Genomic DNA, 24,323 nt, shown 5'->3' with positions numbered 1-24,323 from the left:
AAGCGCTTCCTTTACCGGTACGGGGGTGGCCCGAGTGGCCCAGAGAGACCGAGCGGCTCGGCGGTCAAGCCGGGCATTTCGGGTAGCTGTGAACATTGTATACTTTAATCATCGTCTAGCGATCCGTGATAACCCCAACGAGCGGGCATGAAAAAGGGGCCCGGCGGGCCCCTTTGGGTCGGTATCAGCTGCTGTGCACGGCTAGCGCCAGATCAATACCGCGCAGATCGTCGAGACGAACAGCGCCAGCAATACCGGCAGCAACAACGCCCGCACCAGCGACAGCACGTTGACCCGGGCGAACCCGGCCACCGCAATCAATGACGACCACGCGATCAAGGTGCCGCCGCCCGTCCAGACAGCGCCCATCTGCCCGACCGCCGCCAGCGTGGCGGGGTCCACGCCCACCACCGGCCCCAACGCGCCGGACAGGGTGCCCGTCAATGGCAGGCCGGCAAAACCGGAACCGTCGATGCCGGTGATCATGCCCACCAGCAACACGCCGAACGCCACCAGGAAGTGGTTTTCGGGAATCAGATGCTGGCCCGCCGAAATCACTTCGAACAGCAGGCCCGGGGCCTGGGCCTGCGGGATACCCAGGATCTGCGCGGCGGTTTCATTGGCGCCGATGAAGAAAAAGCCGGCAATCGGCAGCACCGATCCCATGGCCTTGAAGGCGAAGACAAAGCCGTCCGTCACATGTTCCGGGCACACGTCCAGCATCTTGCGCGGCCCTTCGGCGGCCAGCGTCACCAGCATCATCACGACAAAAGCGACGCCACCCACCAGCGCCGCCGCATCGCCGCCGCGCAGGGCGGGCAGCGTCGGAAACAGGCGGGGCAGGACCATCACCGCGATCACCGCCAGGAAGGCCAGCGGCGTCACCACGGCGAAGGTCTTGGACCAGCGCACGCGGCGGCGTTCTTCGTCGTTGACGACGGGGCCCTGCGGCAACGCCGGGTCGGCGCCCATGGTGCCGCGCGCCAGTTCGGCCTTGTCGAACGAGCCGGACTGCTCGATTCGCGCCAGGCTGCCGTCTTGCGCGCGCGCCTGCCAGGCATCCAGCAACGCGGCGTTGGCAGGCACGATGTGCTTGCGGATCAGCAGGTAGGCCGTTACCAGCGCCACGGCGCCGGTGATCAGTGACAACACCAGCGCACGGTCGGCCACCACCGCCGCGCTGACGGCCGCGCCCGCCGCCTTGGCGCTGATGCTGGGCGCCACGCCGATCACGTAGTCCGACGACAGCGCCATGCCCTGCCCGGCGATGGCAATGGCCATGGCGCCAGCCAGCGGCGGCAGGCCGGCCGCGATGGCGGCGGGCAGCAAGATGGCGGACACCAGCGGCACGGCGGGTGTCGGCCAGAAGAACAGCGAGATCACATACGTACAGAGGGCGATGATGATGAACGACGAATGCCCGCCCCGCATGATGCGCCGAAACGGCTGCACCATGCGCACGTCCGCCTGCAGCGTCTTCAGGGAATTGAGCAGGGCGGTCATGAACGTGATGACCAGAAAGATGTTGAACAACTCCTTGGCGGCCACGAAGCTGGCCGAGAAGATACCGATCAGCGCGCTGATCGGATTGCCGGTGATGGCCAGCACCACCAGAAAGGTGCCAATCACCGATGGCACCACCACATTGGCCCGCAAAATCATCGTCAGGATGATGGCGGCCACGCTGATCAAATACATCCAGTGAGCAGCTGTGAGCACAACGTCCGCTTGCATGCGTGATTCCCCTTGTGACGTGGCTGTTGGATCGCCACAGTCGGTATACTATATTTCGTTGTGCGCCATACCAATCGAAATATGCGGCGCCTAGGGAAACCGATAATTCTGAAAAATGGATGAATAACGGCGTAAAAACAAGGGAATACCCGTGGTTTTGCCGCCCGGTCCAAGCGTGACAAAATTCCCTCTCTGACTATCGTATACATAAAAGGCTGTAGCCCATGCCAGCGACCTTGCCTTACCCCGATCTTTGGCAGTACGCCGCGATGGCCGTGGTGGTGTTCGGTGCGGCGGTGGCCCAGGGCGTGGGCGGCATCGGCTTCGCCATGTTTGCCGCACCGGTGGCGGCGATCTTCTTCCCGCAGTTGGCCCCCGGCCCGCTGCTGACGCTGGGCGGCTTCATTTCGCTGCTGACGGCGCTACGCGAACGGGCTTGCATCGATTGGTCGTCGGTGTCGTATGCGCTGGTGGGCCGTGCGGTAGGCACGTTGATCGCCATCTACGCCATGGCGCGCTTTGCGCCGCAGACGCTGGGCGTGTTGTTCGCCGGCATGATCCTGATCGCGGTGGGCCTGAGCGCGGCGGGGCTGCGCTTTACCGCCACGCCGGGGCGCGTGTCCGGCGCCGGCGTGGCCTCGGGCATCATGGGCACGATGACTTCGGTGGGGGCCCCACCGATCGCCATCGTGCTGCAACACACGGCGCCGCCTCAGCTGCGCGCCACGCTGGGCGTGGTGCTGTTCCTGGGGTCGATCTTTTCGCTTGCCATGCTGGCGCTGGCCAAGCGGTACACCGGCTATCACGTCGGTCTGGCGCTAAGCCTGGCGCCGTTTCTGCTGGCCGGTTTTGCGGTCTCCAACCGGTTGCGCACGCTGCTGCCGCCCCACGCCGTGCGCGTCGTTCTGCTTGCCGCATGCGCGCTGGGCGCGGTGGGCGTGCTGGTCAAGGCCTTTTGGGGCAACTGATGCGCGCTTTTTGCCACGGCACCTTGCTACACCCGGTAATACAATGGAGACTGTATCCATTAATCCACACATGCTCGCCATGACCACTTCGCCTGTCAGCCCGCAAGCCGCTGAAACGCAGTCTTCCGCTCCGCTGAAGATTGGCGAGCAGCATCCTCAGTTGTTCGCCGTGATCCGCGACAAGCTGCGCGAACGCATTCTTAGCGGGGAATTCACCCCCGGAGACCGCCTGGTTGAAGGCCGCCTATCTGAAGAAATGGGCGTCTCGCGCATCCCCGTGCGCGAAGCCTTGCGCGCCTTGGCCGCCGAAGGGCTGGTCACCATCGAGCCGCGTCGCGGCGCCTCGGTATCCGTGCTGTCGGACGCCGTGGCCTATGACATGGTGGAAGTGCGTGCCACGCTGGAGGGGCTCAATGCCAAGCTGGCGGCACAGCGGCGCGATGCCAAGACGGTGGAACGCTTGCAGGCCTTTCTGCGCGAAGGCACGGAAGCCGCGCGCAGTGAACAGCTGGACAAGTTCCTGGCGCTGAATTCGCAGTTTCATGAAATGCTGGCCACCATAGGCGGCAATGTGGTGCTGACGGATTTGATGCGGTCGCTGCGCGATCGCACGGCGCTGCTGTTCGCGCCCAGCAACATGCACCGCGCCAAGGCCAACTGGGATGAGCATTCGCAGATTCTGAATGCCGTGATTGCCGGCAACGGCGACCTGGCCGCCTTGCTGGCCAGCCAGCACGTGCACAACGCGGCCAAGGCATACACGGACACGCAGCAACAACAACAGCACCACGACGCGGCGGATTAACGCGGCGCGCAAAATCAACGCGGCGCCGCGGTTTTTTACGGGCTGGGATACGCCTGTGAAACCTGGACAATGTGCGCTCGCAGCCGACGCTGCGACGCGCGTCACTCCTTAGCTTCAGGCGGAGGGCACCGGCGCGTCGACCGGGTCCGCGCCCACGCCCACCACCACCCCCTTGCCGTTCTGCACCACCCACGAGACTTTGACGTCGCCGTTCACAAATGTCTGGCACGCCATGCGGTAGCCGGCTTCAAAGTCTTCGGGGCGCAGATGCTTGCGCTCTTTCGGCTTGACCGCGTCGGTGTTCTCCAGCCCCTCTTCGATGCGGCACTTGCAAGTGCCGCACAAGCCGCCCCCGCACTTGAACGGAATGCCGCCCTTTTCCTTGAGCGACACGCGCAGCAGGTTGCTGTTCTCGGGCGCGGTGGCAACCTTGCCGCCATTCGATAGAAATGTGATCTGAACCATGGGTGTCAATGCTCTGCAACAGCGGCGGCGGGCCGCAGCGTCAAGGTGGATTCCATGCTGCCGAATCGCGTCAGGTGCGCAAGTTCCTTGCGGGCGGCCTCGACCGACGAGAATTTTTCAAGGAACTTGGACGGCACACGGTTGACGACGTAAGGCGGCGTGTCTTCAGTGACGATCAGGCGCGTCTCGCCGTGCAGCCGGGCAATGCGAAACACGGCAAGCGTGCGCCCGTAGAAGACGTAGTCGTAGGTTTCGATGATGTCGACATCGGCGCCCACGTCTGTGTGGAACACGCCGGGCTTGGTCGTCAGGATCACGTAGGAGGCGTCCATCGCGTTATGCCTCCGCGTCCTGAACCAGTTCAACATCATGGTTCAACCACAGCTGGCACACCAGCCGGTAGCCCTGGTCGATGCGGTCGCCCAGTTGCTTCTTTTCCTTCCAGTTCACCGGGGGAAGATGTTCGGCGCCGGCCAGCACTCGGCACGCGCACTTGGCGCACTTGCCCATGCCGCATTCGTAGCGCAGATGCGGATACGGAAACTGCTTGATGCCGGCCCGCACCACCAGGTTGGTGTTGTCCTTGACCACATCGGTATAGGTCTGGTCGCCTTTATGAAATACAACGGTAGGCATGAGTCTGTCGTCCTGGAGCTGCGGGTGGGGCGCGCCAGCGATGCAGCGCGCCCCGATAAATGCCGGGTGTGAATCAGGCGGCCAGGCCGAGTTCGGGCAGCTTGATCTCGTGCTGCACGTAGTCGGTGTACAGCGCCGTGGTGTACAGCAAACGCATCTGGGCGCCGATTTCGCAGATTTTCAGGCAGCGCTGCTGAAGCTCGACCGTGTTGGCGTGTTCCAGCACGATCTGATAGCCGCGTTCGCCGTGGATCTCGTCCGACACGATGTGCAGGTCGAAGAACTCCACTTCTTCATCGGTGAAGCCGTACTTTTCGCGCAGCGTCGGCGTCTGCTTGCGATAGATGGACGGCACCTGGGATTCCAAGCCCACGACCAGCCCGGCGACGGCCACGATGGGGTCTTCACGCATGGCCACGGCATAACACCAGCTTTGCAGCGCCCGCGTGGTGGGCGACATGTTGTCCGGGTTGGTGACGCGTTCGCGCGTGGTGCCGCAGGCTTCGGCAAAACGGATCAGAAGATCGGTATGGCGGTCGCCGCCGATTTCCTCTTCGTACATATTGGCCAGCAGGAAGTCTTTGGCTTCGGTGTAGGTATCGGGCGTACGGGCGTAGAGGTATCCCAGGTAATCCGCGAACGGACCGACATAGTGATAGTGGTTCTCGGCCCAGCGCGACAGGTGCTCGCGGCTGAGCTTGCCTTCAGCCCAGGCTATGGAAAAGGGCGACGCGTTGGCGCTCTTGCCCTTGATCGCGTTTTCCAACGCGGTACGGAATTCATCTCGGTTCATCAGTTCTGCCATGACGCGCTCCAGTCCAGTGGGAGGGATTCCAGGCTGGTTTAGCCCGGGCATGAAGAACATTGTATACCGTCTACTGTTTTGGACTGCTAGGGCAATCCCGGAGAAACCCAGGGAAAAAAGGGGCAGACCCTTGATATCAACGAGTTGACGGCGCACAACAGGCGCGGCAAGCGAACTGGACGATGCGGGGCGCCGCTAGTACAATGAATACACTTTCAATGCAATACGGAAATACCATGAATACCCGCCATCCTCTTGGAGACGCTCCCATCGGCCAGCAGCTGCTGGCGCATTACGCCCGCCGCGATGCGGTGCGCCACGCCACGCCGCTGCTGCCCAAGTCCTGGGCCGAACTGTTCGCGCCTTTCCGCAACGCACGCCTGCAACCGCTGCGCCCGGCAGCACCCGCGGCCCGTCGTAACGACGACGAGCCGATGTATCAAGCCGGGTAATGGTCTTGGCAGCCCGGCCGGCAAGGCCGGGCTTGTGATGTGCCGGGGCGGACGCTGCTGAAGCGGTCGGTCATCCCGCCGGGGTGCCACGCCCGGGCCGGTGCCCCGGCGTCCGTCTAGCGGCGCGCGCGCAAGCTTGCACGCAGGCGCGCGTCCTGTAGCGACGCGGCGTGTTGGCGGCGCTGGTTAGCGCCCGCCAGCAGCAACACCACGACGAAGCCCACGGTATAGGCCAGCACGTCCCACCAGTCGGGCACACTGCCCAGCACGACCCGCAAGACCGGCTGCTGCAACTGCCAGCCGTACAGCCGCGCCAGGTACTGACCGAATTCCACCGCATACCCCGTCACTAGCGCCGCAATCGCCAGCGGCAAGACCTGCGCGCGGATGAACGTGCGGTACACCAGGTAGGCCCAGCCCACCGCGATCACATCGCCCAGGAACCCGCGCAGGAACGGGTACGGCGCGCCATACAAGGCGATCAGCGCCAGCAGCGCGGTAACGGCAAGCAGGGCGGCGAACGCGCGCCCGTTGAAAGTCAGGGTCATGGGAGAAGAAGCAGTTAGAAGCTAGTAACAAGCACGGGCACGCAGCAAGCAGTAGGCAGTACAAAGCACGCAGTACAAAGCGCATAGCAGACAGCAGACAGCAGACAGCGCACAGTACACACGCACAGCCGATAGCCGGTAGCAGGCAGAAGCCGGCCCCGGCGGCAGGCAGGCAGCCCGAGATCCAAGAAAAGAGGGCCGGCAACCGGACCCCGGGCAGCGTACTCGATATCCCCGGGAAAACCCGGAAACAGCAGCCTTTCATGCGTCACTAAAAGTTATCCCGGCGCCATGGTCACACCACCGCGCTCTCGACGGCGCGGTCAAGCCGTGCCGCAATGCGCTCTGCAACGCCGCCATTCGCCGGCCGCCTCGCAAAGTTATCCCGCGTTGTCCACCGCTTATCCCCCGGCTGTCCACCGCAAATCCACCGGCTTACCCACAGTGTTATCCACTGCCCGGGCCTCTTGCACGGCGGCCCCGATTCAGGCGTACCATTGATCACCCGTGCAACGCCCGGCCTTCCGGGCAGACCAAGACGCGCCCCCGAGCCCCTATGCTCCAACCCGTCTCGCCCTCCGCCGATCTGCCGCCGAACGCGCCCGCCGCGCCTGCCGCGCCCCTGACCGTCAGCACGCTTTCCCCATTCGCCTTTCCCGCGTTCCGCATTATCTGGATCGCGAACCTGTTCGCCAATCTGGGCACCTGGGCGCAATCCGTCGCCGCCGCCTGGATCATCACCACCGAGCAAAGCAGCCCGTTGATGGTTGCCATGATCCAGGTGGCCGCGGCGCTTCCGCTGGTGGCGCTGTCTATCCTGACCGGCGTGCTGGCCGACAACTACGACCGCCGCAAGGTCATGCTGACCGGCATGCTCATGGAGCTGGCGGGCGGCGTCTTTATCACCATCCTGGCGTTTGCCGGGCTGCTGCACCCCATCACGCTGATCGCCTCGGTGTTCTGCATCGCCATCGGTAGCGCCATCGTGACCCCGGCGTGGCAGGCGGCAGTGGGCGAACAGGTCCCACGCGAACACGTCGGCAGCGCCGTGCTGCTCAATAGCGTGAACTACAACGTGGCGCGCGCGGTCGGCCCGGCCATCGGCGGCCTGTTGCTGGGCGCCATGGGCGCCCCCTGGGTCTTTTTGCTGAACTGCGTTTGCTACGGCGCCCTGGTATGGGCCATCTGGCGTTGGCAGCGCGAACTGCCCGAACGTCGCCTGCCCCCCGAAGGTTTGCTGGAAGGCGTCGTCGCGGCGCTGCGCTACACGCAGCATTCCACGGTGACGCGCGTGGTGATGTTGCGCTCGTTTGCATTTGGCTTGTCCGCCAGCGCGTTGTGGGCCTTGCTGCCGCTGCTGGCGCATGAACATGAGGACGGCAGCGCGCTGCTTTACGGCTACATGCTGGGCGCGCTGGGCGTGGGCGCCATCCTGGGCAGCGCCGTGGTGCGGCGCGTGCAGGCCGCCTGGGGCGCGGGCGGCTTGGTCACCGTGGCCGCCGCGTTGCTGGCCGTGTGCCTGGCGGCGCTGGGCCTGACCCACACGCTGTGGGTGGCGTTTCCGGCGCTGCTGGTCTCGGGCAGCTGCTGGATCGGCGTGCTGGCCACCTACAACACCACGGTGCAGATGTTGGTGCCCGACTGGGTCAAGGCGCGATCCCTGGCGCTTTACCAGACCGCGATCTTTGGCGGGCTGGCGGCGGGTTCGTTCATGTGGGGCCACTTCGCGGGCACCATGGGCGTGTCCGGCGCGCTGACCACGGCGGGCATCATGCTGGGCATCACCGTGGCGCTGCTGTACCGCTCGCGCTTGCCCGAACAGCTGGACACGCAGTCGCTCGCCCGCGTGGACAACGCCGAGCCCGCCATGGCCGCCGCCGGCTTCAACACGCAGCATGGCGCCGTGCTGGTTGCGGTGGAATACCAGATCAATCACGAAAAACTGCGCGCGCTGATTGCCGCCGCGCACCCCTTGCGCTTGCTGCGCCTGCGCAACGGCGCGCAGCAGTGGCAGCTGTTTCGCGACCTGGAGCGCGAAGGCGTGTGGCGCGAAGTGTTCCTGGTGGAAAGCTGGATGCAGTACCTGCGCATGATCGACCGCATGACGCTGGCTGACAAGATGGTGCTGGACGAAGTGCGGGCCCTGCATGGCGGCGACAAGCCGCCGGTGGTGTCGCGCAATGTCAGCTACCAGGCCATGAATGAAGCGCAAGGGTTCTCCTTGCGCCGACACCCCGAAGCCCCCTGAATCGCGAGGCCCGCCCATGCTGACATCCCTTTGGCGCAACTGGCGGGCCGCGCGGCACGGCGGCCCGCAGCTGGACGTCATCCTGGCCAGCGCCGACCCCGGCGCGCCGCTGGCCGACCGCAATATGTGGATAGTGGACCTGTGCCGCTGGCTGGATCGCCCCAGCCCACCGGCCGCCGCCGTGGGAGATGCCCCGCGCGCCGCCACGCTCCCCACCACGCACCACCCGCAGCACGCCCGCCTGCGCTACGTATTGCAGGTGCTGGAACGCGACCCCGAACGCGCCGCGCGCGTGGCCGCTACGCTGCGCTCGCTGGTGGCCGATAACGACCCGACGTCATTGCTGTGCGACACGGGCGTGGCCTCACACCCGGGGTTCTGGGGCGAATTCTGGGACCGCGCGCAAGCACGAATGTTGCCGCCCCCGCCCAATCGCCCCGACATGTTCGGCCTGTTCTCGCTGATCTTCCGGCGCACCGGCGACGCGGCCTGGATCGAATCCCTGGATGACGACACACTGGCACGCATGCGGGCGTTGTATCGCGCGGGCGAGGACGCGGCAATGCACGCGGCCGATCTGCCGCAACACCGCGACGCCACCGGCGCCGAACCGCTATCGCCCAGGCTGGAGCAGGCGCTGACCAGCAGCATCCAGGTGCTGGTCAGCCAAGTGCGCGCGACCGGCCTGAGCCAGGACATCCGCACACGCCTGCCCGGTCGGGTTGAAGAATCGCCCTTCTTCGCCCTGGCCGCCGCATCCGCCGAGCTCTGCGCGACCACGCCCGCCACGCCGCGCGACGTATTCGGCCGCCGCCTGAACGTGTTTCGCGCGCTGCTGGACAGTTGCCGCGCCGCCACGCAAGGCGTCTACGACGAGCTGGAAAAGAACGGCGTATCCGTCGAAGTCGTGTTCCAGATTGAACGCATGAAGCTGCGCCTGGCCCGCATCGAACTGCTGCTTGGCGTCTGGGTGGACCCCACCCAGCGCCACAAGTTCGTGCACCTGACCGCCGAGCTGATCCGGTCCACCCAGGCGCGCAGCAGCATCCGCCACCTGGCCGCCTTGTCCTTCGCGCAGCTGGCGCGGCGCGTCATGGAGCGCACCGCCGAGACCGGCGAACACTACATCGCGCGCGACACGGTGGAATATCTGACGATGCTCAAGGCGTCGCTGGGCGGCGGCTTCGTCATGGTGTTCACCGTCTATCTGAAGTTCTTTATCGTGTCGCTGCATCTGGACAAGTTCATCGAGGGCCTGCTGGCCTCGTTGAACTATGCGGGCGGCTTTCTCGTCATTCACTTCGCCCACTTCACGCTGGCCACCAAGCAGCCCGCGATGACGGGCCCCGCGCTGGCCCACCGCCTGGACGACGCCTACACGCCCGAAGGCCGCGACGCCTTCCTGGACGACACGCTTGCCATGATCCGGTCCAACGCGGCCGCCATCCTGGGCAACCTGGCGGTGGTGTTTCCGCTGGCATGGGCGGTGCAGTGGATTGCGCTCAACGCGCTGGACCGCCCGCTGATCAACGCCGAGAAAGCGCAGGAAACACTGGCGTCGTTTTCGGCCTGGGGGCCGACCCCGCTGTACGCCGCCGCTACCGGCGTGCTGCTGTGGCTGTCCAGCCTGATCGCGGGTTGGGCCGACAACTGGTTCGCGCTGCATCGCGTGCACGACGTCATGGCCTATAACCGGCGCGCGCGGCACCTGCTGGGCGAACGCGGCGCGGCGCGCTGGGCGGGCTTCTGGCAACGCAACATCTCGGGCATCGCCGGCAACGTGTCGCTGGGCCTGATGCTGGGCCTGGGGCCGGCCATCGTGGGCTTCTTCGGGCCGCACGTCGAAGTGCGCCACGTGACGCTCAGCGCCGGACAGCTTGGCACGGTGATCGGCACGCTGGGCTGGCAGGTGGTGCACACACAGATTTTCTGGCTGGCCGTGGCGGGCACGGCGCTGACCGGCATTCTGAACGTCGGCGTCAGCTTCGCCCTGGCATTCAACGTCGCGCTGCGTTCACGCGACCTGCGCCGCCGCGACCGCGATTCGCTATCTGCCGGCGTGCGCCAACGCATCTGGCAACGGCCCGCCACCTTGTTCTGGCCCGTCAAGCCACGGCCTGCCCCCACGCCCACGGCCACCCCCTAGGCGGGCGTCAGAACGTGATGGTGGCGGTGACAACGTCCTTGTAGTTACCCGGCCGGGGAGTAGGCTGGGGCGGCACCCGGCCGTACACCGTGAACGTTTGGTTGGCGCCCGTGCCGGTGCCCACGCGCGGGGCGCCGCCCGAAGCGTCGCCCCAAATCGTGGCGTAGCTGCTGTCCTGATAAAGCTGATAGCTGACCGTGTCGGCCGCCGTCGCGTGCTTCATCTTGCGCGCCAGCACGTTGCCCGCTACCGAACCGCCGTTCAGCGCGATCGAAAATGCGTTGTTGTTGGTGCACTTGACGGTGATGGCGCTGGTGGCCGTGGCCGCTGTGCTCAACACCCCCTTGGGCGGAAACGCCAGATCCGTCGCGTTGATCGTGCAATTTTTCTGTACCTGCGCCGTCACGGTCAACGGAATGGAGATGCGCTGCGTGACCGTGGACAGCGGGCAATTGCCCAATGCGCCCAGGCCGAACAACACGTCGACCGTAGCCGTGTTGGGGTAGGTTTCGGAATACGTCGTGTTGGCGTTATTTACCGTCGAGACCAGCGGCTGGTTGCCCGGCACCTTGCCGTAGAACTTGAACGTGGTCGACACCGGCCCGCCCAGAACCAACAGCGGCCCGGTCAGCAATACCGATGTCGGGCCGGAACTGGTCGAAGCGCCCCACACCTGCGTGCGCGCGGTGTTGGTGTACAGGTTGTAGTTCATCCGGTTCGTGCCGGCCCCCAAGGTACGCGGGTTGTTCGACGTACTGGTATTGCCCAGGCCCAGGTTGAAGCACACGCGCGCAAACAGGCCCAGGGCGGTAAAGGTGCAGGTCACCGTGACCTGCCCACTATCGTTGACGGTATCGGCCGGCAGCAGCGGGTTGACCGCGCCGAAATCCATCGTCGATGTCGTGCCCGCGCCCAACGTGCAGGAACTGGCCTGCGCCAAGCTGCCATAGGCCATGGCCAACGCCGCGCTGGCGGACAACAACAGCCAGCGCAGCGGCAACCGCGCCGCCCCCTGCGTCGGCCCCATGCCGCGCCGCCGCGCCATCACGGCCGCGCTCCTTGCAGCGGCCGGCACGGATACGGCCCCAACGTTGGCAGCGGGTGTTCTTCGTCGCGCACGTAATCGAAGTCCACCAGGCAAGATACGCCAGCGCCACGCACCCGTAGCTGGTTACTGGCCTGAAGGTCTTCCACGAACGCAATTCCGTCGTATCCCACCACGGAACGCTTGCCGCTTTCCACCTGCACGACTTGGGCGCCCACGGGCACCGGCGCGCCGTTCGGCAATTGCAGGATGACCGAGGCCGCCGCGTACTTTTCCACCTGGAACTTGGCCAGCACCCCGGCGCCCGCCTGCGGCACCACCACGGCCTTCGTGGTGTCCAGCTTCACGTCCACGGGCAGGTCCTCCGGGTCGATGGCCAGGCGATTGGTCTGATAGGAATTCAAGTCCGGCACCAACAGATAGCCGCTGCGGTTCGTCCTGCCCAACTTTCTGTTTTCGTGCAGCACCGCCACATCGGGCTCGCCGTCGGTGGAGACCAGCGCAAAGCTGTCGTTGATGCGGCGCGACGGCAGCACCGCGCCGTCCATGATGGCCAGCGACCCGGATGCCTGCGCGGCGGCCGTCGTCGTGCCGCCATAGTCCTGCACGATGCCCGTCAGCTGGCCGTAGCGGCCCAGAAACTGGGCCTGCCCCTGGTTGTATTGCATGCTGCCCGACCGCCCGTTCTGCAACGCCCACCCCCAGCCGCCTTCGTACGCCACGCTGCTCTGCGCGCCCACGCTGTAGGTGTCCTGCCCGGCCTGCCGACCTGCCGATGCGGTGGCTTGCGTACGATCGCCCAGCATCAGCGACAGGCCAAGGTAGACACCGCGCGAACCGTCCTCGGCAAAATCGTTGTAGGCGCTGGCCGTCAGCACCACCCGGCTGTGCAGATTGACCGTGTACGACACCGACCCGAGCTTTGCCGCCGGCACCTGCGGCATGCGATAGCCGATGTAGCTCAACGCCACGCTTTGCGCACTGGTCAGGGGCAGGGACACGGTGACGCGTTCGGTCTGGCGCGGCACCGGCGCGTCTTCGCGCGAACCCAGGTCGCCGTAATCGCCCAGCGCGCGCGTGGCCTGCATATCGATGCTGAAGCTTGGCCGCACGTACTGGTACCCCAGGCCGATCTGGCCTCCGGAATAGCTGCCCGCGCTGCCCGCCACGGACCCGCTCAGCACGCCCGCCTGCCCCAGCTTCACCAAGGCGCCCGCGCCCAGGTTGGCCAGGCCGGCGCCCGCTTCCGCGTGCCCTTCCACGGTCAGGTCGTCGCTGACCCCGTAGCGCCCTGACGAGGTCAGCATGGGTTTGTCGTCATAGTCGAACGAGCGCACGCTGAACTGGCGGCGCACAAAGCCCGCTTCCACCGACCAGCTGGACAGGCCGGACGCCAGCATGCGCGTATCGATATACAGCGGCACCGAGGTTGTCACCGTGCGGCCCAGCGCGTCGCGAGTGATCAGCGTGGCCTGGCCCGCGCCCGTGATGCCCGGAATCTGGTTCACCACAAAGGGCCCGGGCGGCACGTTGCCGGAGAACTGCTGGACGCCATTGACGTACAGCGCAACGGACGAGGGCACCACCGACGATGCGCTCAACGACGACACGGGAAACGTCACCAGGTCGGGCCGCAGCGCGAAGTTCCGGCCCCATTGCACGCCGGCCATTCGCACCGAACGCGACCAGTTCAACGACGACGTGATGGTGTCGCCCAGCCGCAGCGTGCGCATCGTCTGCTGGTCTGATCGCGTCCAGAAGGTGTCATAGCGCACGTAGCGATCCGCCGCGCCGCCCAGATACGCCGTGCCCGTATTGCTGAACAGGCCGGTCGGATCGAAGTAGCGCTGCTCGGTAAACAGCGCCAGCCGATAAAGCGAATCGGTTTGCGCATACGCGTCGTAGTTCAGCAGCAGCCCGCGCCCGGAGGTGGCCGGCGGCGTTTGCGTGGCCCCGGCCGCGCCCACTTCATAGGGCACGCGCAACGAGTCGGGCAATTGGATGTCCACCGATTGCTCTGCCGTCCGGTACGCGTAGCGCACGCCGGCAATGCTATCCAGCGCGATATCGCGGCCGTCCGGCAGGCCCAGCGTGGACAGGTCCACACCCACCGACCGCAAGGCGCCCGCGCTGGCCGACAGCCGGCCTTGCACGTCGCGAAACCGAATCAATTGGGACGTATTGACGCCGTTGATACTGACCTCCAGATACACATCACGCTCGGCGATATTGCCGAAAGACACCAGTTGGTCGGGCGGGTCCGCCGCCATTGCCGGCGCGCACAGCAGGCAAAGTGCAAGCCGCCACATGCGTCGTCCCCGCCCAAGACAAGCGCGTACTGCCATGGACTGGCCTTCCTCGTCATTGCCCCTCGCGCAGCCGCGCGCGATGCGCGGTCATTCGATGCGCGGGGCGACGGTGACGTCGTCACCATTGATCAGGGCTTTGATCCGCACCGGGCCTGGCGCGGCCTGCTTTGCGGGAATCCGCCATTCACGGGCGCGCTGCGCCAATGCGTAGCCCAGCAACCCGTCGACTTTCGCCACCGTCTTGCCCGCCCCGTTAACGATCTGCAACGCCGCGACTTGCGCGTAGCGCGAGCCGGTGTTCGATAACAGCAACACCCAGGCGTCGCCCTCTTTGGCAACGCGCCAGGCCAGCTCGGGTTGCGGCGACGCCGCCGCCCCCGCCACGAACACCGGCACGGAATATCGCAGGCGCAACACCACGCCGTTCATGCCGGGGGTGGAAGGGTCGGGGATCTCGTCGATGATGACGCGGTAACTGCGCTGCACCGGCTCCAGTTCGCGCGAGGCGCGCACCAGCCGCACCAGTTGCTCGCCGCCGGGCGGCACCTGGATGATCGGCGGGCTGGCCTGGATATCTTCCGTGGGCGTCAAGACATCGTCGCCATTGGCCTGGTCCCACCGATAGGTGCGCACCTGACCGTAGATCGGTGTGGCGCCCGGGTTGCGCAGCATGACGGCGCTGGCCCCCTGCTGGGGCGCAAGCTCCACCAGCACCGGCGATATCTGCAAGGCCGCCGCCAGCGCGCCCGGCGTCCACGCCGCCAGGCACAGCACCGACACGGCCGCCGGCAGCGTACGCATCAGGGCGCGCACTAGAAGTAGACCGTGGCAGTGACCGTGGAAGAGTAGGTGTCTGGCGCCGGGGTGGTTTGCACCGGCACCGTGCCGTTGACAACCAGTGCCTGCGCGCTGCCGTTGCCCACGCCGCCCACCCGGTCCGCTACCTGGGCGTCGCCCCAGACAACGGTGGGGCTATTCGGCTGATACAGCTGATACGCAACCGTGGCGGTATTGGAGCCCGTGCCTTGCATAAACCGCGTCGTGCCGGTGGAACCGGTGCCGGTGCCGGAACTTAAGCCCACGGTATATGGCGTGGTATTGCTGCACGTGACGTTCAGCGTGGTATTGCCGGTTATCGCGGTATTCAACACACCGTGGGTGCCAAACGCCAGATTATTCGCGGCAATCACGCAGTTGGCGGTAATGGTCAGCGTGACATTGAAATTCGCGGTGGGACCGGCTTGCGCATTTACCACCCCCGGTAAACCCACGCCGCACGCGGACAACGCTGCTACATACAAGGACAAGCGCTTCATAGGAAACCTCCCACCCAAATAGTTGCACCATCAAGAAAATCGAAATTAATCGTACGTGCAATATCGCATACCCAAGCAGAATAGTTTCAAATTCGCCTGCGCATTTTGCCCATTGCGACAAAATGGAATGCAACGCAGCGGTGGCGTTGCGAGACTTTCCCTATGAAAATCGGCCGATTTCTCGGACATACATTTCGTTGTAAATACGCGCTGAATTTCGTTTCTGCATGTGACTCTCCGGATATTCAGCACATGCAGCAAGTATTAATCCCGAGACGCCTCGGCGATTATTTGGCATGGTCGATCGCCGGCATCAGTTTGATTACCGATGCGCGGGGCGGCTGGCTGACCAAGCGTTGAATCCCGATGCCGCATTAGAATCAGTGCTCCTGATGCCGGACACGTCCGCCCGCACGCCCTCCCTGACGCCCATGCTCCCGTTCTCACGCAATACCGTTTACCCGGCCGGCGCCGGCCTGCCCGCCTCGGAACGCCTGGGCGCCTTGTTGGCCGTCATGTTGGCGGTGTGCATGGCCAGCCTGGATACGGCCATCGCCAACACGGCGCTGCCCACCATTGCGCGCGACCTGCAAGCCAGCGATGCCGGGTCGATCTGGGTGATCAGCGGTTATCAGTTGGCCATGGTGGCCGGCTTGCTGCCCGCCGCCGCGCTGGGTGAAATCCTGGGCCATCGTCGGGTGTACATGGTGGGCTTGGTGGTGTTCACCTTGTCGTCGCTAGCCTGCGGGCTGGCGCCGTCGCTGCCCACGCTGGTGGTCGCGCGCATCTTGCAGGGGCTGGGCGCGGCAGGCGTGATGAGCGTGAACGGCGCCTTGCTGCGCTTCATCTATCCGTCTTCGATGCTGGGCCGTGGACTGGGCCTGAACGCCATGGTGGTCGGCCTGTCGTTCGCCGCCGGGCCGACCGCCGCGTCAGCCATCCTGCTGCTGGGCTCCTGGCACTGGCTGTTCCTGATCAACGTGCCGATCGGCATCCTGGCCGCCGTGCTGGGCTTGCGCGGCCTGCCGGAAACCGCGCGCGCGCCGCATGGCTTTGACGGCATCGCCGCCACCCTTTGCGCGCTGACGCTGGGGCTGTTCGTACTGGGCTCCAATGAACTGGCGCACGCTGCGCCATGGCCGCGCGTCACGCTGGAATGGGGCGGCGCCGTTGCCACCCTGTGGTTGCTGATGCGTCGGCAAGCCGGGCACCCCGCGCCCATTCTTGCCGTGGACCTGTTGCGCCGCCCGCTGTTCGCCCTGTCGGCGGCCACCGCCGTGTGCGCGTTCGCCGCGCAGGCACTGGCCTTCGTGTCCCTGCCCTTCATGTTCCAGACCGTGCTGGGCTATAGCCAGGTCCACACCGGCTTCCTGATCACGCCGTGGCCCGTCGTGGTCGCCATCATGGCGCCCATCGCGGGCCGTTTGTCCGACCGGTATCCGGCGGGCATCCTGGGCGGCGTCGGCCTGGCCATGTTGGCGCTGGGGATGGTGCTGATGGCGCTGCTGCCCGCCGCCCCGACGGTCTGGGACATCTGCTGGCGCATGGCCATCTGCGGCGCGGGCTTCGGGTTTTTCCAATCGCCCAATCTGCGCGCCATCATGACGTCCGCCCCGGCTTCGCGAGCGGGCGGCGCCAGCGGCATGATCGGTACCGTGCGGCTGTTGGGCCAGGCGACCGGGGCGGCGCTGGTGGCGGCCTGTTTTCACGTGTCCACGACCCATGGCGCGGTGGCGGCGTTGTGGCTGGGCGGGCTATGCGCGGCGCTAGCCTGCATCGCCAGCTTTTCGCGTCTGCGCTTCGACGCGTCCGAACCCATGCAGGCGCCCACGCCGCACCCTTCGAAATAACGCCAAGTCGCAAGATTGTTGCGGTATTTATCGACATATTCGTCGAATGGCCAGACATATTCGTAAGTTGTGCAACAGTCGCTAAATATCGCGGCAGCGGGGTCGTTGTTGTCTATGCAGCACTCGCTGTATTTGGGACGACACGCATGACACAGTTTTTGAAAGACATCACCATCCGGCGCCTCATCCTGTGCACCCTGCTTGCCATCAGTGCACTGGTCATCGGACTTTCAGCCATCAGCGTCAACGGGTTGCGCAGCGCCGGGGAAGCGCTTGCCGACAGTAGCGAACTGCTTCACGAAGTCTCAGCCCTGTCTCGGGTCAACGATCAAATCATGCGCGCACGGCTGCGGCTGTCCCGGCAACTGGAATACGCGGCCGAGGGCAAAACCGCCCAGGCAGCGGAAGAAGGGCGCAGCATTGACGCCGCGCTGGACGAAGCCCGCAAGCAGCAGGCCATCTTCATCGAACTTGCCCGCGACGACGCGCCCGCCGCCATCCTGCAACCCATGCAGGCCGGCTTCGACGCGCTGGTCAATGGCGGCATCGCCGTGCAGCGCCAACACCTGGAAGCCGGCGACGTCAAACGCGCACGCGAACATGCGGCCGGGGCCGTCGTGAGCGCCAGCCGCGCGTTCGGCAAAAGCATCGAAAACTACGAGGCCTACGCCAAGGACCGCGAAACGCAGCTGTGGGCAGACGCCGCCGCCAAGCGCCGGCAAGCCTACACCGGCATGGGTATCGTCCTGGCGATCTGCCTGCTGTTGCTGGCCTTGGGCGACCGCTATGTGGTGATTTTCGTGCGGCGTCCCCTGGAAACCATCAAGGCGCACTTTCGCCGCATCGCCAGCGGCGACCTAACCACGCCGCTGGCACCCTACGGCCGCAACTGCGTGGGCCAGATCATCCCGTACCTGCAAGACATGCAGGAAAGCCTCGTGCGCACCGTGCATGCCGTGCGCGAAGGCGTGGTCGAGATCAACGCGGGTTCCAGCGAAATCGCCGCCGGCAACCAGGACCTGTCCAGCCGCACCGAACAGCAGGCGGCCTCGTTGGAACAAACCGCCGCCAGCATGGAGCAACTGCTGTCCACGGTGACCAGCAACGCCGAGAACGCGCGCCAGGCCAACCAGATGGCGGTTGTGGCCAGCCAGGTCGTGCAGCGCGGCGGCATGGCGGTGAAGGAAGCCGTGAGCACCATGCGCGAAATCGCGCAGGACTCGGGGCGTATCGAAGACATCGTCAGCGTGATCGACGGCATCGCGTTCCAGACCAACATCCTGGCGCTGAACGCCGCGGTCGAGGCCGCGCGCGCGGGCGAAGAGGGCAAGGGCTTCGCGGTGGTGGCGGCGGAAGTGCGGTCGCTGGCGCAGCGCAGCGCGGGCGCGGCCAAAGAGATCAAGCAATTGCTATCGGCCTCCAGCGCCACCGTGCAGGCGGGGTCCACCCAGGTCGAAACGGCCGGGCGCACCATGCAAGAAATCCTGGACACCATCGAGCGGCTGACGCTGCTGGTCAACGACATCGCCACCGCCTCGCAAGAGCAGGTGACCGGCATTGATCAGGTCAACACCGCCGTCAATCAGATGGACCAGGTGACGCAGCAAAATGCCGCGCTGGTCGAAGAAGCCGCGGCCGCCGCCACGTCGCTGGAAAACCAGGCGCAACGTTTGCAAGGCGCCGTCAGCGCGTTCCGGCTGCCGACCTTGATCGAAGACCGACGGCACATCGCCATCGCAGCCTGAGCGCGGCGCAGGGCCGCGCTCGCAATCGCAACGGACCGGCTATTCCAGCGGACCGCTTATTCCTTCACGTAGCAGGGATACTGCGATTGCTGCGCCCGCGACCGCGCCGGGTCCACGTCGACGACCACGATCGACTCCGTATCGGTGGACTGCGCCAGCACTTCGCCGTCCGGCTGAAATGCAAACGCCCGGCCGCCGAACACCTGGCCCTGCGCCGTGCGCCCGGCCCGGTTCGAGCTGACCACATAGCAGCCCGACACCAACGCCGCCATCGCGCCGGCCGTCATCCAGCGGCCGACGGACGCGCCGCTGGCGCGCGGCACCACGATCAATTCGGCCCCCTCGCGCCCGTAGCGGCGCGACCGTTCGTTGAACATCAATTCGGTGCACAGCTGCACGCCCAGGCGGATGCCGCCCACCTCGAACACCTGAAAGCCGTCCATCGCGGGGCGAAACCAGGTGGCTTCGAAGAACCCGGGCTCTTCTGGGAAGAACTGCTTGTGATGCAGCGCCGTGTAGCGCCCGCCCTGCAAGGCGAACGCTTCGTTGGCCAGACGGTCGCCGGCGGGCACGGGGCGTGACGAAACAACGGCGGGCACCTGCAACGCGGCCAGCGCGGTCAGCCCCGCTTCGTGCAGGCGCACCGACTCGGCGGCGCGCGCGGCGTCATAGGCAGCCGAGGCCGCCAGCCACGGGCCGAAAGGCATTTCATTGGTGACAAGCAGGTCCGGCGCCAGCTCGGCCACTCGGTCGGCGATGCCCGCCCACGTGGCGCTGTCCGGCATCAAGTCCACCGGCCCTTCCATCATGCAGATCCGCATACGTTCCCCTGATGCACGGCGCGCCCGGAATCAGGCGCGACCGAACGACATCGTAAAACGCCAGGGCCCGCCATGGTGCATCGGCTGCTCAGTTCAGCGCCGCCACATTCACCACCGCGCCGTGGCGGATCACGCGCTTGGGCAAGTCACCGCCGATCCAGTACGCCAGCTCGGACGGGTGCGCCACGTCCCAGGCGACAAAGTCGGCCACCTTGCCCGCTTCCAACGAGCCATGCGTGACGTGCAGCCCCAGGGCGCGCGCCGCGTGCAACGTTGCGCCGGCCAGCGCTTCTTCGGGCGTCATCTTGAACAGCGTGCAGGCCATGCTCATCATCAGCCGCAATGACAACACGGGCGACGTGCCCGGGTTCAGGTCGGTGGAAATTGCCATCGGCACGGCATGGCGGCGCAGCAGATCCAGCGGCGGCAACTGCGTTTCGCGCAGCGCATAGAAAGCGCCGGGCAGCAGCACCGCCACCGTGCCGGACTGCGCCATGGCCAGCACATCGCTTTCCGTCAGGTACTCCAGATGGTCCGCCGACAAGGCCCCATAGCGCGCGGCCAGCGTTGCGCCGTGCAGCGACGACAATTGTTCGGCATGCAATTTGACGGGCAGGTCCAGGTGCACCGCCGCCTGGAACACGCGTTCAACCTGTTCCGGTGAAAACGCCAGATGCTCGCAGAAGGCATCGACGGCATCGATCAGCCCTTCGGCCGCCAATACCGGCAACATGCGCCGCGCGACCTCGTCGATGTAGTCGTCGGGCCGCCCGGCGAATTCGGGCGGCAAGGCATGCGCGGCCAGACAGGTGGCCTGCACGGTCATCGGCAGCATCTGCCCCAAACGCCGCGCCACGCGCAGCATCTTGCGTTCGTTGGGCAGGTCCAGCCCGTAGCCGGATTTCACTTCCAGCGTGGTGACGCCATCGCGCAGCAAGTGCAGCGCACGTTGCCGGGCGCTGGCGTACAGCGCGTCTTCGGATGCCTCGCGCGTGGCGCGCACGGTGCTGGCGATGCCGCCGCCCTGCGCCGCGATCCGCGCGTAGTCCACGCCTTGCAGGCGCTGCTCGAATTCCGTGCTGCGGTTGCCGCCAAAGACCAGATGCGTGTGGCAATCGATGAGCCCGGGCGTGACCCACGCCCCGCGCAGGTCATGTTCGTGCACCGCATCAACCGGCGGCAACGCCGCCTCCTTGCCGATCCATTCGATGCGGTCGGCATGCGTCACGATGGCCGCGTGCTCAATCACGGAATAGGCCCCGTCCACCATCGTGGCGGCGTGGCAATGTCGCCAGACCTGTCTCATGCACTTCTCCTTAAAGCCGGCGCCGCGCCGCGCAATGCGGCAGGGCGCCGTGTTCGTTCAGTCGGACCCTTGCGGCACCGGTGCGGGAAGTCCACCGCCCGGGCCGCGCGGCAGCACCAGATAGCGGTACGCCACGCACAGCACCGCAATCCAGACCGCGCCTACGACCAGCGCCATCTGGGTACGCGGAAAGTATCCCAGCACGCCGATCACAAACACCAGGAACACAATCGCCAGCAGGGGGCCAATCGGCCAGAACGGCACGGGAAACTTCAGCGCCGCGACCTCGTCGGGATTCATCTTGCGCCGCATCGCCACCTGCGACAACAGAATCATCAGCCAGACCCACACGGTGGCGAACGTGGCGATCGATGCGATCAGCACAAAGACGTCTTCGGGGATCAGATAGTTCAGCAACACGCCCAGCAGCAGCGCAACCGTCATGACCACCACCGTCATCCATGGCACGCCCGAGCCCGACACCGCCGCGAAGCCACGCGGCGCCTGCCCCTGCCGCGCCATGCCGTACAGCATGCGGCCCGCACCGAAGATGTCGCTGTTGATGGCCGACACCGCCGCCGAGATCACGACGATGTTCAGGATGGTGGCCGCCGACTTGATGCCCAGCCCGTCAAAGATCTGCACGAACGGGCTGCCCTGGCTGCCGATCTGCGTCCACGGGAAAATGGACATCAACACGAACAAGGTCAGCACGTAGAACAGCAGGATGCGCAGCGGCACGGCGTTGATGGCGCGCGGGATGGTGCGGCCGGGGTCCTTGGCTTCGCCCGCCGTGATGCCGATGATTTCAATGCCGCCAAATGCGAACACCACCACCGCCAGCGACGCAATCAGCCCGCCCACGCCATTGGGCATGAAGCCGCCGTGCTCCCACAGGTTATGCACACCCGTCGCCGCGCTTTCCACGTTCAGCCCAAAACCGAACAGCATGATGCCCAGCCCACCGGCGATCATCGCGATGATGGCGCCCACCTTCAGCAGCGACAACCAGAATTCCAGTTCGCCAAACACCTTGACCGAGCACAGGTTGATGGCGCCGATGAAGAACACGATGGACAGCACCCAGATCCAGCGCGGCACATCGGGATACCAGAAGCCCATGTACAGCCCGAACGCGGTGATGTCCGCCAGGCACACGATGATCATCTCGAACGCGTAGGTCCAGCCGGTCAGAAAGCCCGCCACCGGGCCCAGGTAGGCGGTGGCGTAGTGCCCGAAGGAACCAGACACGGGGTCCTTCACGGCCATTTCGCCCAACGCGCGCATCACCATGTACACGGCCGCGCCGGCGATCAGGTACGCGATCAGCACCGACGGCCCGGCCTGCTCGATGGCCTTGGCCGACCCGTAGAACAGCCCCGTGCCGATGGCCGAGCCCAAGGCCATGAAGCGGATGTGCCTGGCGTTGAGTCCCCGTTTGAGATCCTGCGTTTGCGTTTGCATGTTGCGTCTCCGTCCTTGTTATAGGTATAGGCGTACAGGGTCAAACGCTGTGCGAGCGGCTTCTATGGACGCTTCGGCACAGCGCGGTGGTGGCGGCCCCGTGCAGGGCGCCGCAACGGTTGAAAATCAAAGGCTGGGCAGCAGCCCCGCCGGCATCAGCCCGTTCAGCACCTGCGCCGAGATCAAGCCGCTGGCGGCGGCGATATCGGGCGCGAAGAAGCGGTCTTCTTCGTAGTGCGGCACTTGCTCGCGCAGCACCCGGCGCGCCTGCTCCAGTTGCGGCGAGGTCTTGAGCCCTACACGGAAGTCCAGGCCCTGGCACGCGCCCAGCCATTCAATGGCCAGGATGTCGCGCACGTTTTCCGCCATTGCCCACAAACGCTTGCCGGCATTGGGCGCCATCGACACGTGGTCTTCCTGGTTGGCCGACGTGGGCATGCTGTCCACGCTGGCCGGATGCGCCAGCGCCTTGTTGTCGCTGGCCAGCGCGGCAGCCGTCACCTGCGCAATCATGAAACCCGAGTTGACCCCGCCCTTGGCCACCAGGAACGGCGGTAATTGCGACATGTGCTTGTCCATCATCAGCGCAATGCGCCGTTCGGACAGTGCGCCGATTTCCGCCAGCGCCAGCGCCAGGTTGTCGGCCACCATCGCCACGGGTTCGGCATGGAAGTTGCCCCCGGAAATCACGTCGCCCTGCGCCACGAACACCAGCGGGTTGTCCGACACCGCGTTCGATTCAATTTGCAGCACGTGCGCGGCGTGGCGGATCTGCGTCAGGCACGCGCCCATTACCTGCGGCTGACAGCGCAACGAGTAGGGGTCCTGCACCTTTTCGCAGTCGGCGTGCGAATGGCCGACCTCGCTGTCCTGGCCCAGCAGGTCGCGATACACGGCGGCCACCGCAATCTGGCCCGGCTGGCCGCGCGCGGCGTGGATGCGGGCGTCAAACGGCACGCGCGAACCCAGCATGGCTTCCACGCTAAGGCTGCCGCACACCAACCCGGCCGCCATCATGTCTTCGGCTTCGAACAGGCCGCGCAGCGCATAGGCGGTGGACACCTGCGTGCCGTTCAACAGCGCCAGCCCTTCCTTGGCCGCCAGCGTCAGCGGCACCAGCCCGGCGCGCGCCAGCGCTTCTTGCGCGGGCAACCATTCGCCTTGATAGCGCGCGCGGCTTTCGCCAAGCAGCACGATGGACATATGCGCCAGCGGCGCCAGGTCGCCCGAGGCGCCCACCGAACCCTTCAGCGGAATGTGCGGATAGACGCCCGCGTTGACCATGGCGATCAGGCTGTCGATAACGTGGCGGCGGATGCCGGAATAGCCACGCGCCAGGCTGTTGATCTTCAGCACCATGATGAGGCGCACCATGGCGTCATCCAGGGGTTCGCCCACGCCCGCCGCGTGCGAACGCACCAGCGAACTTTGCAGCGCCTGCAAGTCTTCGCGCGCGATCTTGGTGGAGGCCAGCAGGCCAAAGCCCGTGTTGATGCCGTACACCGTGCGGCCTTCCGCAATCAGGCGTTCAACCGTGGCCACGCTGGCGTCGATGGCGTCGGCCGCGCCGGCATCCAGCGTCAGCCGTACGGGTTCGTGGTACACGCGCCGCAAGTCGGACAAAGTCAGATGGCCGGGCTTCAAGTGCAAATCCATGGGG

Annotated in this window: 21 protein-coding genes; 7 read left to right on the top strand and 14 right to left on the bottom strand. The window is 65.7% G+C overall.

Translation table 11 applies throughout. The annotated features are described in order from the left end of the window. Window positions 1-201 precede the first annotated feature (201 nt). Window positions 202-1,734: a hypothetical protein gene (locus tag AC6LJY_RS12140; RefSeq protein WP_104144848.1), complete on the bottom strand. Its 1,533-nt coding sequence runs from the start codon at window positions 1,732-1,734 to the stop codon at window positions 202-204. A 224-nt stretch (window positions 1,735-1,958) separates the two neighbouring features. Here AC6LJY_RS12140 and AC6LJY_RS12135 point away from each other — a divergent pair, with 224 nt between their 5' ends. Beyond that, window positions 1,959-2,702: a sulfite exporter TauE/SafE family protein gene (locus AC6LJY_RS12135; RefSeq protein WP_498136029.1), complete on the top strand. Its 744-nt coding sequence runs from the start codon at window positions 1,959-1,961 to the stop codon at window positions 2,700-2,702. A 79-nt stretch (window positions 2,703-2,781) separates the two neighbouring features. Then, on the top strand, window positions 2,782-3,507 hold the full coding sequence (locus AC6LJY_RS12130; protein WP_046805637.1) for a GntR family transcriptional regulator: 726 nt from the start codon (window positions 2,782-2,784) through the stop codon (window positions 3,505-3,507). Between the two features lie 114 nt (window positions 3,508-3,621). Here AC6LJY_RS12130 and AC6LJY_RS12125 read toward each other — a convergent pair whose 3' ends face one another. The 4 genes from AC6LJY_RS12125 to AC6LJY_RS12110 all read right to left on the bottom strand — a co-directional run bounded on the left by AC6LJY_RS12125 (window position 3,622) and on the right by AC6LJY_RS12110 (window position 5,413). After that, the gene (locus tag AC6LJY_RS12125) at window positions 3,622-3,981 is read right to left on the bottom strand and encodes a 2Fe-2S iron-sulfur cluster-binding protein (RefSeq protein WP_104144850.1); all 360 of its coding nucleotides are present in this window, start codon (window positions 3,979-3,981) and stop codon (window positions 3,622-3,624) included. After that, on the bottom strand, window positions 3,978-4,304 hold the full coding sequence (locus AC6LJY_RS12120) for a ferredoxin (RefSeq protein ID WP_104144851.1): 327 nt from the start codon (window positions 4,302-4,304) through the stop codon (window positions 3,978-3,980). The genes AC6LJY_RS12125 and AC6LJY_RS12120 overlap by 4 nt, the downstream gene beginning before the upstream one ends. Window positions 4,305-4,308: 4 nt before the next feature. Beyond that, a complete protein-coding gene (locus AC6LJY_RS12115; RefSeq protein ID WP_498136028.1) occupies window positions 4,309-4,608 on the bottom strand; it encodes a 2Fe-2S iron-sulfur cluster-binding protein in 300 nt (99 codons plus the stop codon). 73 nt (window positions 4,609-4,681) lie between these two features. Next, window positions 4,682-5,413 carry an iron-containing redox enzyme family protein gene (locus AC6LJY_RS12110; RefSeq protein WP_006226804.1) on the bottom strand — a complete coding sequence of 244 codons (732 nt, stop codon included), beginning with the start codon at window positions 5,411-5,413 and terminating at the stop codon, window positions 4,682-4,684. 236 nt (window positions 5,414-5,649) lie between these two features. Here AC6LJY_RS12110 and AC6LJY_RS12105 point away from each other — a divergent pair, with 236 nt between their 5' ends. Beyond that, complete coding sequence (locus tag AC6LJY_RS12105) at window positions 5,650-5,865, top strand: hypothetical protein (protein WP_052946040.1); 216 nt, start codon at window positions 5,650-5,652, stop codon at window positions 5,863-5,865. A 116-nt stretch (window positions 5,866-5,981) separates the two neighbouring features. Here AC6LJY_RS12105 and AC6LJY_RS12100 read toward each other — a convergent pair whose 3' ends face one another. Beyond that, the gene (locus AC6LJY_RS12100) at window positions 5,982-6,413 is read right to left on the bottom strand and encodes a ribosomal maturation YjgA family protein (RefSeq protein WP_046805583.1); all 432 of its coding nucleotides are present in this window, start codon (window positions 6,411-6,413) and stop codon (window positions 5,982-5,984) included. Between the two features lie 556 nt (window positions 6,414-6,969). Here AC6LJY_RS12100 and AC6LJY_RS12095 point away from each other — a divergent pair. Then, on the top strand, window positions 6,970-8,661 hold the full coding sequence (locus AC6LJY_RS12095) for an MFS transporter (protein ID WP_498136027.1): 1,692 nt from the start codon (window positions 6,970-6,972) through the stop codon (window positions 8,659-8,661). A 16-nt stretch (window positions 8,662-8,677) separates the two neighbouring features. Next, window positions 8,678-10,807: a site-specific recombinase gene (locus AC6LJY_RS12090; protein ID WP_498136026.1), complete on the top strand. Its 2,130-nt coding sequence runs from the start codon at window positions 8,678-8,680 to the stop codon at window positions 10,805-10,807. A gap of 7 nt (window positions 10,808-10,814) precedes the next feature. On the opposite strand, the gene AC6LJY_RS12085 is transcribed toward AC6LJY_RS12090, so the two are convergent. The 4 genes from AC6LJY_RS12085 to AC6LJY_RS12070 form a co-directional block, all read right to left on the bottom strand. Then, window positions 10,815-11,852 (bottom strand): Csu type fimbrial protein, encoded by a 1,038-nt coding sequence (locus AC6LJY_RS12085; protein WP_223264939.1) that lies wholly within the window; start codon window positions 11,850-11,852, stop codon window positions 10,815-10,817. After that, window positions 11,852-14,161 (bottom strand): fimbria/pilus outer membrane usher protein, encoded by a 2,310-nt coding sequence (locus AC6LJY_RS12080; protein WP_498136025.1) that lies wholly within the window; start codon window positions 14,159-14,161, stop codon window positions 11,852-11,854. The genes AC6LJY_RS12085 and AC6LJY_RS12080 overlap by 1 nt, the downstream gene beginning before the upstream one ends. Before the next feature lie 87 nt (window positions 14,162-14,248). After that, window positions 14,249-14,962, bottom strand: a complete 714-nt coding sequence (locus tag AC6LJY_RS12075) for a fimbrial biogenesis chaperone (protein WP_498136024.1) — start codon at window positions 14,960-14,962, stop codon at window positions 14,249-14,251. 11 nt (window positions 14,963-14,973) lie between these two features. Next, window positions 14,974-15,477, bottom strand: coding sequence for a Csu type fimbrial protein (locus tag AC6LJY_RS12070; RefSeq protein WP_046805579.1), 504 nt, complete (start codon window positions 15,475-15,477; stop codon window positions 14,974-14,976). Window positions 15,478-15,908: 431 nt separating this feature from the next. Here AC6LJY_RS12070 and AC6LJY_RS12065 point away from each other — a divergent pair, with 431 nt between their 5' ends. Continuing rightward, window positions 15,909-17,327, top strand: coding sequence for an MFS transporter (locus AC6LJY_RS12065; protein ID WP_104144885.1), 1,419 nt, complete (start codon window positions 15,909-15,911; stop codon window positions 17,325-17,327). Window positions 17,328-17,473: 146 nt separating this feature from the next. After that, window positions 17,474-19,072 carry a methyl-accepting chemotaxis protein gene (locus AC6LJY_RS12060; RefSeq protein ID WP_120153536.1) on the top strand — a complete coding sequence of 533 codons (1,599 nt, stop codon included), beginning with the start codon at window positions 17,474-17,476 and terminating at the stop codon, window positions 19,070-19,072. 56 nt (window positions 19,073-19,128) lie between these two features. Here AC6LJY_RS12060 and AC6LJY_RS12055 read toward each other — a convergent pair whose 3' ends face one another. From AC6LJY_RS12055 to hutH, 4 genes are all read right to left on the bottom strand, one after another. Beyond that, window positions 19,129-19,893, bottom strand: coding sequence for a carbon-nitrogen hydrolase family protein (locus AC6LJY_RS12055; protein ID WP_498136023.1), 765 nt, complete (start codon window positions 19,891-19,893; stop codon window positions 19,129-19,131). A gap of 88 nt (window positions 19,894-19,981) precedes the next feature. Next, the gene (gene hutI / locus AC6LJY_RS12050; RefSeq protein ID WP_498136022.1) at window positions 19,982-21,199 is read right to left on the bottom strand and encodes an imidazolonepropionase; all 1,218 of its coding nucleotides are present in this window, start codon (window positions 21,197-21,199) and stop codon (window positions 19,982-19,984) included. Window positions 21,200-21,256: 57 nt separating this feature from the next. Next, complete coding sequence (locus AC6LJY_RS12045) at window positions 21,257-22,663, bottom strand: amino acid permease (protein WP_498136021.1); 1,407 nt, start codon at window positions 22,661-22,663, stop codon at window positions 21,257-21,259. A gap of 126 nt (window positions 22,664-22,789) precedes the next feature. Next, on the bottom strand, window positions 22,790-24,319 hold the full coding sequence (hutH, locus tag AC6LJY_RS12040; protein ID WP_046805574.1) for a histidine ammonia-lyase: 1,530 nt from the start codon (window positions 24,317-24,319) through the stop codon (window positions 22,790-22,792). Between the last annotated feature and the right edge of the window lie 4 nt (window positions 24,320-24,323).

This window comes from Achromobacter sp. RT286_PF (assembly GCF_059760425.1).
Note: the sequence above shows the minus strand (reverse complement) of the source record. Positions and strands in the feature narration are given on the sequence as shown.